Raw genomic sequence first — 14,263 nt, 5'->3', positions numbered from 1 at the left:
GGCGCCGGTCGCAAGGGGTGCTGTTCCATGTTCCAAGGTTATCTACCGATGATTCTGGGGGGGCTACGTGTGACCCTCAGCGTGGCGTCGGTCTCACTGGCGATCGCCTGTGTTATCGGCCTGATTGGCGCGTCTGCAAAGGTCTACGGCGGGAAAGCGGCAAGATTGTCGGCTGCCGCGTACACGACGACGGTGCGCGCTTTGCCGGATTTGCTTGTTATGCTCGTCGTCTTCTACGGCGGCCAGATCCTGCTCAATTCCATCTCCGAAACCTATGGGTGGGGTTATCTCGATGTCGATCCCTACATAGCCGGCGTTAGCACAATCGGCTTTGTATTCGGAGCTTACCTGACCGAGACGTTCAGGGGAGCGATCCTGAGCGTGCCGGCGGGGCAAATCGAGGCTGGCTTTGCATATGGTCTTTCCCGCTGGCAGGTGGCCTTCTACATTCTGCTGCCGCAGATGATACGGCATGCCGTGCCCGGCCTGACGAATACGTGGCTGGTCATGTTGAAAGCGACAGCGCTGGTTTCGATCATCGGGCTCGACGATATGGTCCACCGGGCCGGGCTTGCGTCTGCGGCGACGCGGGAGCCATTTACCTTCTACGCGCTTATCGGCCTCATCTATCTCGCGGTCACCACATTTTCGGTTCTCCTCTTCGGAGCGCTTGAGAAGCTTTCTTCACGCGGCGTTCGCAGCGGAGGTGCTGCATGATCGACTGGGAAATCGTTGCCGATAACCTGCCGGCATTTGCGGGCGGTCTGGTAAACACTTTGATCCTGTTGGCAACCGTCGTCGTCAGCGGTTTTGCGGTCTCGGTGCCACTGGCGCTCGTGCGCTCGATGCGGTCGCCCCATTTTTCTCGCGCGGTATGGCTGTTCACCTACGGCATCCGCGGCACGCCGCTTCTTGTTCAGCTGTTTGTCATTTACTACGGAATTGCTCAGTTCGAATTCGTGCGCAGCAGCGCGATATGGCCGCTATTCCGCTCTCCGTGGTTTTGCGCGTGGCTTGCGCTGACGATCAACACTGTCGCCTATACGACCGAGATATTCGCCGGCGCGATCCGAACCACGGCGCCAGGCGAAATCGAAGCGGCACGTTCGATCGGCTTGAGCCGCGCGGCGGTTCTCAGGTACGTGATCTGGCCATCGGCCTGGCGTCGCGCACTGCCGCAATACGGCAACGAGGTGGTAATGATGATGCATGCCACCGCCCTTGCGAGCACGGTGACGATTGTCGAGGTGATGCGGGTCGCGCGCGACGTCTACACCAATTATCTCGTGCTGGCGGAATCCTTCGGCGTCGCCGCCGCAATTTATCTGTGTCTGACCATCGGTCTCACCACTTTTTTCCGCTGGCTCGAGACGCACTTTTTGCGGCATCTCTCCCGCTCGAACGCTCCGAACGCCAGAGAGAAGCCAGCCGAGCATCTCAACCCGAAAGTTGCGTGATGAAAGAGACAATCTTTGATATCGAAGGTCAGGGACCCGGCACGCGGCATAGCTTGAAATGTGTCGAATTCGGGCGGCACGCAGACACGCCACTCGTCTATATTCAAGGTGGTCTCCATGCCGACGAGGCTCCCGGCATCATCGTCGCGCATGCGCTTTGCGAGACGTTGGCGGAGCTTGAGGCGGCCGACGCGATCTTCGGCTGCGTTCGGGTCGTTCCGGTTGCCAATCCGGTCGGGCTGTCTCAGTTTTCCCTTGGTCAGCAGGAAGGCCGTTTCGATCTTTATGACGGACGGAACTTCAACCGGCATTATCCGGATTTCGGACCCAAGCTGTCCGCCCGGCTTTCCAACCGCTTGGGCACAGACGCTAGCGCTAACACGGCCGTCATCCGCGCCGAGTTGATGGCCCTGGTTGAGGAATGGCACGTCGTCACCCCCTCGGACAACGTTCGAAAATGCCTCATGAAACTTGCGATTGATGCCGATTATGTGCTGGATCTTCATTGTGATGGAGAGGCTGAAGTTCATCTCTACACGCAACCGCATTTCGCACGGATATTCTCGTCGCTTGCGACGCGTCTTCACGCCCGAGCGGTGCTGCTTGCTGAGATCTCAGGACTCAATCCGTTCGACGAGGCCCTCGTGCGCCCATGGTTGGACCTGGCAAGAGCGCTGCCCGACGAAAACATCCCGCTTGGCTGCGCTTCGACCACCGTTGAGTTGCGCGGTCGTAGCGATGTGGATCGGCGACGCGCCCGGAGCGACGCCGAGGCGATCGTCGAGTTCCTACGCGATCTAGGGGTCGTCAAGGGTTCGGCCGCGCAGGCGCCGGCCAAGCTGTGCGAGCCCACCCCGCTCGCAGGTTCAGAAGCTGTCATTTCACCGTCTGCGGGGGTCGTGAGCTACGCACTCGACCTTGGCCATCATGTAAGGGCTGGTGATGTGATAGCTGAGATCATCGACCCGCTTTCAGGAACGGTGACGGCCGTGAAGGCGCAGACATCAGGTGTGTTCTACGCACGCGCTGACAGCCGCATCGCCGAGCGCGGTAAACGCCTTGGCAAGATCGCCGGCAACGATGTGTTCCGCAACGGTCCACTTTTAAGCCCATGAGCGCCAAGGCGCGGAGACAGACTATGACAGCGATGCTCGAAGTGACCAACATCCGAAAGAGGTTCGGCTCCGTTGAGGTGCTCAAAGGCATCTCGCTCAGCGCGAGGCGCGGAGATGTGATTTCCATGATCGGCGCGTCCGGCTCCGGAAAAAGCACGTTCTTGCGATGCCTCAATTTCCTGGAGCTCCCGTGTGAGGGCAGCTATCGGTTTCAGGGAGAAAAACTTGACCTGAGAAAGGCGTCGAGCGGAGACCTGACGGTACATGACCCCAAGAAGCTCGCTTCGATGCGCTCGCAGTTATCAATGGTCTTTCAGCAATTTAACCTGTGGGGCCACATGACGGCGAGGGAGAACGTGATGCTGGGGCCGATGCGCGTACAGGGGATAAGCCGCGCTGAGGCCGCTGAACGAGCCGACGCATACTTGGCAAAGGTTGGCGTGTCGCACCGCCGCGATGCCTTTCCGGCATTTCTCTCGGGCGGAGAACAGCAGCGAGTTGCGATCGCCCGGGCGCTCGCGATGGAACCGGAGATCATGCTTTTCGACGAGCCGACCTCGGCGCTTGATCCGGAGCTTGTCGGCGAAGTGCTTCGGGTCATGCGGGGATTGGCCGAGGAGGGAAGGACCATGATCGTCGTCACCCACGAAATGGCATTTGCCCGCGACGTTGGCAATCATGTCATCTTTCTCAGCCAAGGTGTGATCGAGGAACAGGGCGATCCACGCGACGTTCTGAGCAATCCGAGTTCCGAACGTCTTCAAAGCTTTCTTTCTTCGCGTCACACGAATTGAGCGGCCCCTGGCCGCTTCAATCTCCGAGTTGGGGTCAAATCAGCTTTTGTACGGCCGAAACGGAAAAATATCCGGCGAGAGCGGACGCCGTGGTGATGAAGACACCCCACACCATGTCCACCAAGCTTACCTCCAACGACCACCCCTTGATCGTTGCCAGATTTGTCATGTCGTAGGTGCCGAAAGCGACAAGGCCGAGCAGAGCTCCCGATACCAGTGCTGTCGTCCAACGTCCGGAGCTGAGCGCAGGTATGACGGCAAAATATGAAACACCGGTTACATAAATGACGTAAAATGCAGCGGCGGCAATGAGATTTGGATGCTCGAGCAGAAGCTCTCCAATTCGGCTGCGATAGAATTTCGACGACCCGGTCAGCCACAAAAAGTCCAAGCCGAGAAAGACGATCGCTGTCGCCACGTAGGATATCGCGTAGGTCATCCGTCGCCTCCGATCAGATCCGAAGGACAGGTTGAAGCAAACGCATAAACCAGCTCCGGAACCTGAGCGGCGCGTCGGTTACCGCCAGACAGATACAATCTTGCTCAGGCGTTGCCAGGGGCTGGTGTTCAACGCTCGGGTCTGCCTCCTCTATATCTCCGCGGGCGAACAAGAGTTCTCCGTCATTGAAGCTTCCGCTGAGCACTAGCGTCAATTCGCGCCCTCCATGGCTGTGTTCCGGCACGGGTTTTCCGGCCGGTATGCGAAGCAGACGGGCCGTTGTCGACCGATCGGCCAGCTTGATCGGAATGTGATAGGCGCCACGTCCCAGAGACTTCCATTTCAGCTCCGCCAGATCTCCTCCAAGATAGGATCGCAACGGTTCCGGGATGGTTGGCGGCGAAACGACTTGCATTACTCTCGCAGGTTGCTTCGGCGAGACGCTTGGGTGAGATTCCGCGGTTCGTAGGCGCTCTTTCAACCGATCGAAAGACGAGATTTCTATTGGCACTGGCTCCATGCTCTCGAGCAACTCTCCGGCCGTATTCTCCATCAAAGTCAGTCTTGTCCGGCAGTTGGGGCACAACGCAAGATGCGTTGCAACAGCAAGCCGCCAACCCTCTTCAAGCGTGCCGGATGCATATCCCACCAGCAATTCGTCGCTCACATGATGACGGATATTCATTTTCCGTCCTCCAGCGCAGCCCGAAGCCTCGCAAAGGCAAGTCGGATTCTCGACTTCACCGTTCCGAGCGGCAGGTTCAGCTTGGTGGCAATCGCACTGTGAGAGCAATCGTCGAAGAACGACAGCGTCAGCAATTGGATTTGTTCCTGAGGCAAGTCCTTCATGGCGTCCTTTAACCGGGTCGCATCCTGGCGTTCCGCCAGCTCGTTCTCCGCGCTTTTGGCATCGTCTGCCACAAATGCGGGGTCATTGACGTCGAAATCCGGCCTCCGGTTCTTGCGGTAGGCGTCAATACGAAGGTTGCGGGCAATCGTGAAGATCCACGTACCTGCGTTACCGCGTGTCGCTTCGAACTGGCCTGCCTTGTTCCAAACGGTGATCATCACTTCCTGCATCAATTCCTCGGCGATGTTTGGATCACGCGTAAGGCGCGCCATATAGGCCTTTACGCGCGGAGCGTAATAGCGAAACAGCGCCTCGAAAGATTCAATATCTCGCTTGCGACCGACTGCCTCGAGCAGAGAGCAGGCTTCATCTTTAGTCAGTTCCCCGCCCGGCTCTACCATGCGTCCACGCTTCTTCTGCCTCCCAAGGTCGATCAGCGGCTCATGCCCAGATCGAACAAATGGGATATCTGGAACAGCGGTAGCGGAAATCGCAAGAATTGTCTCCATGGCACCGATTACGATGCCTTCTGCTTCTTGGATCATTGTTGTCCAAAATTTTTCAAGGTGATCAATCCGATCGGGAGATTTTTTCGTAGTGCGTTCGTAATTGTTCGTCAGATTGAGGGGATAACATGCGGTTTGATCGGGGTATGAGGGGTGAATTCGGGCAACGGCGTGTCGCTGTGATTGGCGCCGGTATCTCGGGAATGTCCGCGGCTTGGCTACTCGGTAAAAGCTTAGAGGTCGTTCTTTACGAAGCCGGCGACAAACCTGGCGGTCATGCCAACACCGTCCTCGCGCCGACGGCTGTTGGACCGGTTCCGGTCGATACCGGGTTCATCGTGTACAACGATCGCAACTATCCCAACCTTGTAGCGCTGTTTGACCACCTTGACGTCCCGACCCAAGCTTCCAATATGTCGTTCTCCGCTTCATTGGATGGCGGGGCATTCGAATACTCGGGCTCTGGATTGACAGGCTTGTTCGGTCAACCGTTAAACGCACTTCGTCCGCGCTTCTGGAGAATATTGTCAGACATTTTGCGCTTCTATCGAGAAGCTCCCAAAGCTCTTAATCGGCTAAATCTCGCTAGCAAGACGCTGGGGGAGTATCTCGACGAGAATGGCTACAGCAATGCCTTTGTTACCGATCATCTCCTTCCCATGGGCGCTGCGATCTGGTCCACAACGACCAAACGCATGCGTGATTATCCGCTGCATGCCTTCATTCGATTCTGCGACAGTCATGGTTTGCTTGCATTGACGGACAGACCTCGTTGGCGAACCGTAACCGGCGGAAGCCGAGAATATGTCAGCAGGCTGATGTCGGACTATTGCGGTGAGCTTCGAACAAGAAGGGCAGTCCGGGAGATCCGCCGCGAGGTGGGGACGGTGGTCATAACAGATCGTGATGGCAATCGTGACACTTTCACGGATGTGGTCATCGCAACTCACGCCGATCTAGCGCTGGCGATGCTTGCCGAGCCTGACGCACGTGAAAGAGAGCTGTTGTCCGCGATCAGCTACACAAGCAATAAGGCGGTTCTGCACTCAGATACCTCATTGATGCCCAGGCGGCGAAACGTGTGGTCGAGCTGGAACTACATTGGCGCGTCGGATGATTGTGGTGAGCGCCAGCTTTGTGTGACCTACTGGATGAACCGATTGCAAGGGATCGATCCGGCGACGCCGCTTTTTGTGACGCTGAACCCGCATCAAAAGATAGCCAGTGAGCGGATAATCGCGACATTCGATTATGACCATCCCCTGTTTGATCAGCGAGCGTTGGCGTCTCAAAAGGAGCTTTGGGATCTCCAAGGACGCGGCGGTGTCTGGTTTTGCGGGGCCTACTTCGGCAGCGGATTTCACGAAGACGGACTGCAGTCCGGGCTTGCGGTTGCCGAGGCCATCTCCGGCGAGCGGCGTCCATGGACGGTCCGCGACGATTCTGGCAGGCTCCCCTGCGAGATCGGTTACGCGGCGGCTCAATGATGTCGAGGTCGGCTCTTTACAGCGGCCAGGTGTGCCACGTTCGGTTTAGACCCCGCCGGCATAGGCTTTCCTACAGGGTCTTTTCGCTGCTCCTCGATCTGGACGAGTTGGCTTGGCTGGACAGCAAGTTGCGCCTGTTCGGCCATAATCGCTTTGCTCTGTTCAGTTTTCGCGACAGCGATCACGGGAATGGTGAAGTAGGCGCGCTACGCAGTTGGGTCGAACGCCAGCTTTCCGAGGCCGGGGTGGACGTGAAGCAGATGCGTATCCGTGTGCTATGTTATCCCCGCATACTCGGCTACGTTTTCAACCCTTTGACGGTCTTTTACTGTGAGGCAAGCGATGGCCAAGTCCGGGCCGTTCTCTATGAGGTCTGCAACACATTCCACGAACGCCATACCTATGTCATTCCGGTGAGCGACGACGAGGGCGGAGCGATCCGGCAGTCGTGCGTCAAAGAACTTTACGTTTCTCCGTTTGTACCCATGGATTGCCGCTATGAGTTCAACCTCAGGCCGCCGGGGGAAACCGTGTTCGTCGGCATAACCGAAAACGATTGTGACGGGCGACTTCTCACGGCTGTATTTTCCGGAGAAAGGGAAGAGATCTCGGATAAGAGGCTTTTTCTAACCTTCCTGAAACACCCCATGATGACAGTAAAAGTAATGGGTGCGATCCATTGGGAGGCGCTCAAGATCTGGCTAAAGGGCATGCCCGTGCATCGTCATCGACCGGCGGACCTGCGGGTCGCCACAACGATTGTCTCCCGTTTCGAACAGAAAGACACCTTGGCATGAGCGAGCTTGATCAGGGTGCGGCATTTTCAATATCGTCGGGCCGCCCGCTGTGGCAAAGAATAGTATGCGGTTGGCTTGCCCGTATCAAACGCGGGCAGTTGCGCGCGGAGTTCCCCTGTGGGGCAGTGCATTTGGTCAAAGGCGACGTCCCCGGTCCGACTGCAGCGATCGTCTTTACGAACTCAAGAGCGGTCTGGCGTATGCTCACAAGCGGCAGCCTCGGGTTTGCTCGATCCTATCTTGATGGCGACTGGGAGACGCCAGACCTGGGAACGCTTATGGATTTGGCGCTTGCCAACGAAGAGACCCTCAAGCCAGCGCTCGCCTCTCGCCCGCTAATAAGCCGCCTCGCTTACCTCCGGCATCTGTTCAGACGAAACTCCCGTGCCGGGAGCCGCCGAAATATCGCGTTCCATTACGACCTCGGGAACGATTTCTACCGCGCATGGCTCGATGAGACGATGACGTACTCTGCCGCCATCTTTGAGCGGCAAGGGCAGTCACTCGGTGAAGCCCAACAAGCCAAGTACGACAGGATCCTGAGTGAGCTGCGAATCGGTCCGCAAGATCATGTTCTTGAGATCGGTTGCGGCTGGGGCGGGTTTATGGAGTACGCGGCCTCGCGCACGGGGTGTCGCATTACCGGGCTGACTTTGTCGAAGGAGCAGGCCGACTTTGCGAGAGCTCGGCTGGCAAACAAGGGATTGTCTCCGTTGGCCCAGGTGCGGCTGCAAGACTATAGGGATTGTGAAGGACGTTTCACCAAGATCGTCTCAATAGAGATGTTCGAAGCCGTGGGAGAGGAGAATTGGCCGGTTTACTTTGAGAAGCTGCGCACGAACCTCGCTCCTGACGGACAAGCGCTGATCCAGGTCATCACGATCGACGAGAGGCGGTATGAGCGGTATCGGCAAAACGCCGATTTCATTCAAACCTATGTATTTCCCGGTGGCATGCTGCCTTCTGCGGCAGTCTTCAGGCAGGAGGCTGTCACTTCCGGCCTACGGGTGCGGGATGCATTTTCTTTCGGCCGTGACTACGAGAAAACCCTGCTCTTGTGGGAAGGTGCTTTCCTCAAAAGTTGGCACAAGATTGAATCCGCTGCATTCGACGAACGGTTCAAGCGCTTGTGGCGCTACTACCTTCACTACTGCGCCGCCGGCTTTCGCAACGGGACCATCGATGTCTACCAGTTCCGGCTCGAACCAACGTGACGGAGGTCAGGTCTGCTCCTCACGCAACATGCGGCGCGTCAAGGCGAACCTCAGGCTTGGAGGAAGCGCCTTCAATAGCTTCAAGACCACTTTCATCCTCCACGGGAATGCGATCTCGAACTTCCCCCGCTCAAGCCCGCGCATGATGTATTCCGCCGCACTTTCCGAAGAGATCAGGAAAGGCATTGGAAAGTCATTCTGACGCGTCAAGGGCGTATCGACAAATCCTGGATTGATAATTGTCATCTGAACGCCTTGCCGTTCAAGTTCGGGATAAAGGGCTTCGCACATGTTGATCAAGGCGGCTTTGGTCGCGCCGTAGCCCGCGGCACCAGGAAGACCGGTGTAGCCTGCCACAGATGCCATGACGGCAATCCGTCCCGACCGGCGCGTCGTCATCGCTGGCATGATCGCCTGCAAACAGTTCACGGTTCCCATGATGTTGAGCCCGACCATCTCTCCGATCGACGCGGCGTCGAAGGTCGACAGGCTATCGCGCCGGTACGTTCCTGCGCCGAAGACCGCAAGGGAAATCGGACCCAGGCGCATTTCAATGTCGCGTACGGTGTTTTCTGCCGCTTCGCGGTCGGTCACATCGAGGGGAAAAGAATGGATCTTTTTCTCCAGTGATCGTGCGAGAGTATCGAGCTCCACCGAGTTGCGCGCGCTTACGGCGACGGTCCAGCCGTCAAGTGCCAAACGGAGTGCAAGCGATTTCCCGATGCCGGAGCTTGCGCCGGTAACCCACGCCACCTTTCGACGATCCGTCTCGTGGAAGGCGTGATTGTTGATTAAATCGCGACCGATAGTCATGGAAACCTACCTCAGTGGGCGATGGGGAAAACGTGTCATCAACCTGGCAGCCGTAGACGAGCGCAATACCGTCAAGTCCGACCAATAAGCTCTCGTTGGGCCACACGATCGATCGGAAAGCCCCACATGAGCCCGATTGCTGCGAGCTTCGGGACGATTGGTGCCCAGGCGTAAAGCAACGAAAGACCCTTGAGAGCGTCGGGCGACGAACGATCTTGAGCCGGGTCGAAGCCAATCAGACTGAGCATGGGAAACGTCACCCCGACTGCTGTCGCCAGAGAGAGCTTCGTGGCAAGTGCCCACGCCGCGAAATACATGCCGGAACGCTGAGAGCCTGAGACTGCTGTGTCGTTGTCGATTACGTCTGCCTGCATGGATGGAGGCAAAACAAGGTCGAAGGCGAGCAGAAGACCGGTGCACACGCATATCGCACCAAAGGCGACCAGGTCTCCGTCGCCGAGAAATCCTGATGCCGCAAAGATCGAGCACGTCACCAGCATAGCGCCGCTCCAGGCCTTGTGCTTGCTCCAGCGCCTTGCGGCCTTTACTGCGAGCGGTACGCCAAGAACTGCGCATGCGAAATAGAGTAGGAGAAACGGGCCGCGCCATTCCGCAGCTCCCAGACGCCCTGAGACAAAGTAAAGAAACAAAGTAGCTGGGATTGCGTTTGCAAATCCATTCAAAAGAAAAGCGGCGATGAGACGCAGGAACGGCCGGTTCTTCGACATGAAAACCAGGCTTTGCATCAGGCCAAACTCCCGCGTCGACCGATTGACGGGTTCGGGGACGAAAACGAAAGCCATAAGCCCTGTGAGCGGAAGCAAGACCGCGACAAGAACGGCTACCGCCTTCAGCCCATCGGCGTTATTTGCCCCAGCCGTCCCAAAAGCGAAGGGGAGGCTGATGGCCGATAAAGTCCCGATAAGCGTCGCGCCTTCGCGGAAAGCTGCAACGCGTGTTCGCTCGGCATAGTCGGTTGAAAGTTCTGCCCCCCAGGCGGTGTAGGGCAGAGAGGACCAGGTAAAGCCAAGTGACAAAAGGCCACCCCATATAAGCAGATAACCGAGCCCGATTGTTTGAGGCGGCCAAAAAAGCATGAACGCGGCGACCGCGGTTAGCGGAATTGACGCAAGAAAAAAGCCACGCCGGCGACCGCCAACGCCATTCCACCGGTCGGCAAGCCAGCCGAATATCGGATCACTCGCTGCATCAAGAAGACGAATGGCAAAAAGTGCACCGCCGACGGCCGCGACCGGTAGTCCCATGACTTCGGAGTAAAACGTCGGAACGATGACGAAAAGCGGCAGCGCAAGCGCCGCCAATGGGAACGCTGGAAGCGCATAGAGGATGAGTGTCGAAGGGTGTGACCTGGATGCTCGTCTGCTAGACACTTTCCACATCAGTCACTGTCTCCTGAATTCGACACGCGTCCAGGCAACCGGCAATCCGAATTTCGTCACATAGGCGGTATTGAGGACACGACCGTCATTGTTCAATGTCATGGTGTCGTGAAAGCGAACTTTGTTCTTGCGGTTTTTTGAGTCGAGGAAGACCAGATAGCTGAAGCGCGCGACATTATCTTTAATCCGCACCTGCGTCTCTCCAATCACGTCCTCGCGCGTACCCCTGTATCTGCCGGGTCCATCCTTTATGAACCGCCACGTCTTGCGATCTCGACTGCCGTCATCGAACCTGAAATCTTCCCTGAGCGTCAGGGTGCGGCCGTCCCATTTTCCGACCAACTGGACTTCGAATGTCCTTTTAACCCCGGTGATGCTTTGAAAGCTTCCCTCGGCGCTCGACCTGCCTGTAAAGAAGCTTTCAAGCGAAAAGGACCCGGCGGCCGCTGGCGCAACCAATGCAAGGTTCATGGCGAGGACCGTAAGAAAAACGCTGAAGATGCGCATGCATTTCCTCCGTCAAATCGATTGCGCGGCATAAGCTTCAATACGCGGCCTCCTTTCGCTGCCACATCAAAGCTCGGGACCTATTCGGGCGATACCGGTCTTTCCGTCGTTCCGGATCCACTTCAGCTTTTTCTGTTCGACCCGGTAGAGCTCGAAACACATCGGGCGACCGTCGTACCAGGTGCGAAACTGCTGGCAGAGACGGTCAGACTGTATCCACCAAGTGCCGGTGTCTTTGGGTTTGACGAACCGGCCGAGGCCCAAAGCTTCCCCGTCACCGTCGACACTGCCACTTCTTCGATAGTTTAGCGGGAATTCCCCACCCAATGGAGCTTCAAGGAAGATGCGCCTGCCGACGATCTCTCCCTTGATCTCGTTTGCTCTGTATTGCTCCGCAGCGGCCTCTGACGGTACGGCTGCGCACACAGCTGCGATCGCTATTGCGGTTCGGAACATGGCTCGTTCGTTCGCTCCCGTTGTTTTTCGTCAGCCTGGATTACGAGAAGTGGGCGCGGTTGGATCAGTCCGGATGAGCCTTGTCGTGATTTCGATAAGCGCCACGATCCGCGCCTCATTCGTATTCGTATAAAAAACTGAACCTACCGCGGCAGATGCTCCATCGCGTGCCGGAGGCAGTCAGGCGACCCATTACAGCTGGAAGAAAAATACGCCGGTATATTGCCGCCGGAGATTGGAAAAGCTGAAGCAGCTGAAGGATGAGAATGCGCGGCCGGACCCTCGCAGTGGCGATCTGCGACGCAAAATAGCGCTCTGGCTTCGTTGCGCAAAAAAAATTAGTCGCGCGCGATCTATTAGCGCGGTTGACATGTCTCTTTTGAGGCAATATAGATTGTGCACAAACTAATCGGGCGCGATAAAAACTCCCTCGTAGCCTGTATTGGACCGAAGCCACAAAGGATATCGTCATGTTTAAACTCGCTGCGACCGTTGCCTTAATCGCCGCTCTCCTGTCCGGCGGGGCTGTTGCCCAGCCCGCAAAGCCCACAGTCGTTCTCGTTCATGGCGCTTTCGCCGATGCGTCGAGCTGGAATGGTGTGACGAAGATCCTTCAGAAAAACGGGTTCACGGTCGTTGCCGCTGCCAATCCACTGCGCAGTGTCGCAGGCGATGCGGCCTATGTTTCAGACATCATCTCGAGCATCAAAGGATCCGTCGTCCTCGTCGGGCATTCCTACGGAGGCCAGGTGATCTCGACCGCGGCAAACGGCAAGGACAACGTCAAGTCGCTGGTCTACGTTGCAGCCTTCGCTCCGGAAGCTGGAGAAGCAGCTGCCGATCTCGCCGGTAAGTTCCCCGGGGGCACGCTTGGCCAAGCGCTCGCCGCCCCGGTAAAGCTGATAGGTGGCGGCGTCGATCTTTCCATCGACCAGGCGAAGTTTCACGACCAGTTCGCCCACGATGTTTCAATCGAGGATGCTGCACTGATGGCCGCCGGCCAGCGCCCGATCACCGAAGCTGCCTTGACGGAAAAGTCAGGTTCGCCCGCCTGGAAGACGCTGCCCTCCTATTTCATCTATGGGGACGGCGACAAGAACATCCCAGCGAAGGCACTCGGCTTCATGGCCGAACGGGCGGCCTCCAAGCACACTGTCGTAATCGAGGGTGCATCCCACGTTGTGATGGTGTCGCAGCCCCAAGCCGTCGCAGACGTGATCGAAGAGGCTGCGAAGTAGTCTCTGAAAACTCCAGTGACCAAAGCCGTCACCCGAGAGGGTGGCGGCTTTGCCGTGACGGGGCGGTTCAGCCATTGCGGCGGCGCCGACGGGCCGAGGCGTGTGCTAGCGCTTCAGTGACAGCATCGGCGAGGCGCTGCTGTTCGACGCCATCCTGCGGGCGAAGCGCCGGTGCTGACGCGCGCGAACCCTGCGTCAGAATGACTGAACGCCAGGCGCTAACAGCCGCATCGGGTTGTAGCTCCGGATCCATTTCGCTCGTCAATCAAGCATGATCATGTGAGCCGGCAACTGTTCTTCGAAGAATTTCGAGAAGGTCGCTATGCGGGGCGGCAGCGCTTGATAAGGCGGATAGTATAGGGTCAGCCAAAGTTCCGGGGGCGACCAGCCTTGAAGGACATGGACGAGGCGACCGCTGCGGACTCGCTCCGCGATATGAAATCCCGGAAGCATGGCAACGCCCGCTCCATCGGCGGCCATGTCGGCAAGCACCTCGCCGCTGTTGGCGCTGAACGCCCTCCCGGCCGTGATGGTCGTGCTCGATCCGCCATCAGAAAGGTGCCAGGTCTCCCGCCTGCTTTCGCCGCTGTATGCAAGGCAGTCGTCCGGCGTCAACTCGCTCGGGTGGTCCATCTCGGTGAACCGGGTGCCCGGCGCCGCCACCAAAATTCTCGGCACGGCCCGGATCTTGCGCCATATCGTAAACTTGTCCGATGGCTGGGATGAGATGCGGATCGCGAGATCGTAGTCATCATCGACGATGTTGACCAAGCCGTCCGAGAGCGAGATTTCAAACGACATTTTTGGATAGAGTTCTCGAAAGCCGGACAGGATCGACGGTAGAACGGTTTTACCGAGCCAAGTCGGAGCGCTTATTCGCAAGCGACCCTGGTCCGCCTTATGAGCGTTTCTTACGTCGCGTCTGGCGCTTTCCAGCGCCTCTAGGGACGGCTGGATTTGCGCGGCAAAGACGGCGCCGTCCGTCGTCAGCGAAACCTGGCGCGTTGTCCGCACAAACAGCTGCACGCCGAGATCGTCTTCGAGCGCGGCGATCGCCCGCGTAACTGCGGCCGGCGTCATATCAAGCTCGCGTGCAACCTGCGCGAAGTTGCGCTTCTCAGCCGCCATAAGGAAGGTCTTCAGGGCTTTGTAGTCGTTCATCGCATTGTTTCAATTTTTGCAATTCATTC

16 protein-coding genes are annotated in these 14,263 nt (G+C 57.6%); 8 read left to right on the top strand and 8 right to left on the bottom strand.

Features of this window, described 5'->3' with window-relative positions; translation table 11 throughout:
* Window positions 1-27 precede the first annotated feature (27 nt).
* The 4 genes from FA04_RS33780 to FA04_RS33765 are packed head-to-tail and all read left to right on the top strand — an operon-like array spanning window position 28 to window position 3,366.
* Window positions 28-717: an ABC transporter permease gene (locus FA04_RS33780; protein ID WP_034802202.1), complete on the top strand. Its 690-nt coding sequence runs from the start codon at window positions 28-30 to the stop codon at window positions 715-717.
* Window positions 714-1,457: an ABC transporter permease gene (locus FA04_RS33775; protein ID WP_034802203.1), complete on the top strand. Its 744-nt coding sequence runs from the start codon at window positions 714-716 to the stop codon at window positions 1,455-1,457. Before FA04_RS33780 ends, FA04_RS33775 begins: the two co-directional genes overlap by 4 nt.
* The gene (locus tag FA04_RS33770; protein WP_034802204.1) at window positions 1,457-2,572 is read left to right on the top strand and encodes a succinylglutamate desuccinylase/aspartoacylase family protein; all 1,116 of its coding nucleotides are present in this window, start codon (window positions 1,457-1,459) and stop codon (window positions 2,570-2,572) included. Before FA04_RS33775 ends, FA04_RS33770 begins: the two co-directional genes overlap by 1 nt.
* A gap of 23 nt (window positions 2,573-2,595) precedes the next feature.
* Window positions 2,596-3,366, top strand: a complete 771-nt coding sequence (locus tag FA04_RS33765) for an ABC transporter ATP-binding protein (protein ID WP_082572972.1) — start codon at window positions 2,596-2,598, stop codon at window positions 3,364-3,366.
* Window positions 3,367-3,400: 34 nt separating this feature from the next.
* Here FA04_RS33765 and FA04_RS33760 read toward each other — a convergent pair whose 3' ends face one another.
* From FA04_RS33760 to FA04_RS33750, 3 genes are read right to left on the bottom strand one after another with little or no spacing between them, the layout of a single operon-like run.
* Window positions 3,401-3,805 carry a DUF2177 family protein gene (locus tag FA04_RS33760; protein WP_034802206.1) on the bottom strand — a complete coding sequence of 135 codons (405 nt, stop codon included), beginning with the start codon at window positions 3,803-3,805 and terminating at the stop codon, window positions 3,401-3,403.
* 13 nt (window positions 3,806-3,818) lie between these two features.
* A complete protein-coding gene (locus FA04_RS33755) occupies window positions 3,819-4,490 on the bottom strand; it encodes a ChrR family anti-sigma-E factor (RefSeq protein ID WP_034802209.1) in 672 nt (223 codons plus the stop codon).
* Window positions 4,487-5,200: a sigma-70 family RNA polymerase sigma factor gene (locus tag FA04_RS33750; RefSeq protein ID WP_309139286.1), complete on the bottom strand. Its 714-nt coding sequence runs from the start codon at window positions 5,198-5,200 to the stop codon at window positions 4,487-4,489. Before FA04_RS33750 ends, FA04_RS33755 begins: the two co-directional genes overlap by 4 nt.
* 89 nt (window positions 5,201-5,289) lie before the next feature.
* Here FA04_RS33750 and FA04_RS33745 point away from each other — a divergent pair, with 89 nt between their 5' ends.
* The 3 genes from FA04_RS33745 to FA04_RS33735 are packed head-to-tail and all read left to right on the top strand — an operon-like array spanning window position 5,290 to window position 8,659.
* The gene (locus FA04_RS33745; protein ID WP_051659616.1) at window positions 5,290-6,648 is read left to right on the top strand and encodes an NAD(P)/FAD-dependent oxidoreductase; all 1,359 of its coding nucleotides are present in this window, start codon (window positions 5,290-5,292) and stop codon (window positions 6,646-6,648) included.
* Entirely contained in the window at window positions 6,585-7,445 is an 861-nt protein-coding gene (locus FA04_RS33740) for a DUF1365 domain-containing protein (RefSeq protein WP_335669416.1), read from the top strand. The genes FA04_RS33745 and FA04_RS33740 overlap by 64 nt, the downstream gene beginning before the upstream one ends.
* Window positions 7,442-8,659 carry an SAM-dependent methyltransferase gene (locus FA04_RS33735; RefSeq protein ID WP_034802214.1) on the top strand — a complete coding sequence of 406 codons (1,218 nt, stop codon included), beginning with the start codon at window positions 7,442-7,444 and terminating at the stop codon, window positions 8,657-8,659. The genes FA04_RS33740 and FA04_RS33735 overlap by 4 nt, the downstream gene beginning before the upstream one ends.
* Before the next feature lie 6 nt (window positions 8,660-8,665).
* Here FA04_RS33735 and FA04_RS33730 read toward each other — a convergent pair whose 3' ends face one another.
* From FA04_RS33730 to FA04_RS33715, 4 genes are all read right to left on the bottom strand, one after another.
* On the bottom strand, window positions 8,666-9,472 hold the full coding sequence (locus tag FA04_RS33730) for an SDR family NAD(P)-dependent oxidoreductase (protein ID WP_034802217.1): 807 nt from the start codon (window positions 9,470-9,472) through the stop codon (window positions 8,666-8,668).
* A gap of 71 nt (window positions 9,473-9,543) precedes the next feature.
* Window positions 9,544-10,872, bottom strand: coding sequence for an MFS transporter (locus tag FA04_RS33725; RefSeq protein WP_051659617.1), 1,329 nt, complete (start codon window positions 10,870-10,872; stop codon window positions 9,544-9,546).
* Window positions 10,873-10,875: 3 nt separating this feature from the next.
* Window positions 10,876-11,379: a DUF3833 family protein gene (locus FA04_RS33720; protein WP_034802220.1), complete on the bottom strand. Its 504-nt coding sequence runs from the start codon at window positions 11,377-11,379 to the stop codon at window positions 10,876-10,878.
* Window positions 11,380-11,445: 66 nt separating this feature from the next.
* Complete coding sequence (locus tag FA04_RS33715; protein WP_034802223.1) at window positions 11,446-11,835, bottom strand: hypothetical protein; 390 nt, start codon at window positions 11,833-11,835, stop codon at window positions 11,446-11,448.
* Between the two features lie 470 nt (window positions 11,836-12,305).
* Between FA04_RS33715 and FA04_RS33710 the strand changes: the two genes are divergently transcribed.
* Window positions 12,306-13,073 carry an alpha/beta fold hydrolase gene (locus FA04_RS33710; protein ID WP_034802225.1) on the top strand — a complete coding sequence of 256 codons (768 nt, stop codon included), beginning with the start codon at window positions 12,306-12,308 and terminating at the stop codon, window positions 13,071-13,073.
* 261 nt (window positions 13,074-13,334) lie between these two features.
* Here the strand turns inward: FA04_RS33710 and FA04_RS33705 are convergent, their stop codons facing one another.
* Entirely contained in the window at window positions 13,335-14,234 is a 900-nt protein-coding gene (locus FA04_RS33705) for a LysR family transcriptional regulator (RefSeq protein ID WP_034802228.1), read from the bottom strand.
* Window positions 14,235-14,263: the final 29 nt, after the last annotated feature.

Source organism: Ensifer adhaerens, assembly GCF_000697965.2.
Taxonomy (GTDB): domain Bacteria; phylum Pseudomonadota; class Alphaproteobacteria; order Rhizobiales; family Rhizobiaceae; genus Ensifer; species Ensifer adhaerens.
The sequence above is the reverse complement of the archived record's forward strand: the minus strand, read 5'-3'. Positions and strand labels throughout refer to the sequence as shown.

Coding starts and splice junctions, on each gene's coding strand:
- FA04_RS33780 (WP_034802202.1), top strand. CDS start 28: ATGTTCCAAGGTTATCTACCGATGATTCTGGGGGGGCTACGTGTGACC.
- FA04_RS33775 (WP_034802203.1), top strand. CDS start 714: ATGATCGACTGGGAAATCGTTGCCGATAACCTGCCGGCATTTGCGGGC.
- FA04_RS33770 (WP_034802204.1), top strand. CDS start 1,457: ATGAAAGAGACAATCTTTGATATCGAAGGTCAGGGACCCGGCACGCGG.
- FA04_RS33765 (WP_082572972.1), top strand. CDS start 2,596: ATGACAGCGATGCTCGAAGTGACCAACATCCGAAAGAGGTTCGGCTCC.
- FA04_RS33760 (WP_034802206.1), bottom strand. CDS start 3,805: ATGACCTACGCGATATCCTACGTGGCGACAGCGATCGTCTTTCTCGGC.
- FA04_RS33755 (WP_034802209.1), bottom strand. CDS start 4,490: ATGAATATCCGTCATCATGTGAGCGACGAATTGCTGGTGGGATATGCA.
- FA04_RS33750 (WP_309139286.1), bottom strand. CDS start 5,200: ATGATCCAAGAAGCAGAAGGCATCGTAATCGGTGCCATGGAGACAATT.
- FA04_RS33745 (WP_051659616.1), top strand. CDS start 5,290: ATGCGGTTTGATCGGGGTATGAGGGGTGAATTCGGGCAACGGCGTGTC.
- FA04_RS33740 (WP_335669416.1), top strand. CDS start 6,585: ATGGACGGTCCGCGACGATTCTGGCAGGCTCCCCTGCGAGATCGGTTA.
- FA04_RS33735 (WP_034802214.1), top strand. CDS start 7,442: ATGAGCGAGCTTGATCAGGGTGCGGCATTTTCAATATCGTCGGGCCGC.
- FA04_RS33730 (WP_034802217.1), bottom strand. CDS start 9,472: ATGACTATCGGTCGCGATTTAATCAACAATCACGCCTTCCACGAGACG.
- FA04_RS33725 (WP_051659617.1), bottom strand. CDS start 10,872: ATGTGGAAAGTGTCTAGCAGACGAGCATCCAGGTCACACCCTTCGACA.
- FA04_RS33720 (WP_034802220.1), bottom strand. CDS start 11,379: ATGCGCATCTTCAGCGTTTTTCTTACGGTCCTCGCCATGAACCTTGCA.
- FA04_RS33715 (WP_034802223.1), bottom strand. CDS start 11,835: ATGTTCCGAACCGCAATAGCGATCGCAGCTGTGTGCGCAGCCGTACCG.
- FA04_RS33710 (WP_034802225.1), top strand. CDS start 12,306: ATGTTTAAACTCGCTGCGACCGTTGCCTTAATCGCCGCTCTCCTGTCC.
- FA04_RS33705 (WP_034802228.1), bottom strand. CDS start 14,234: ATGAACGACTACAAAGCCCTGAAGACCTTCCTTATGGCGGCTGAGAAG.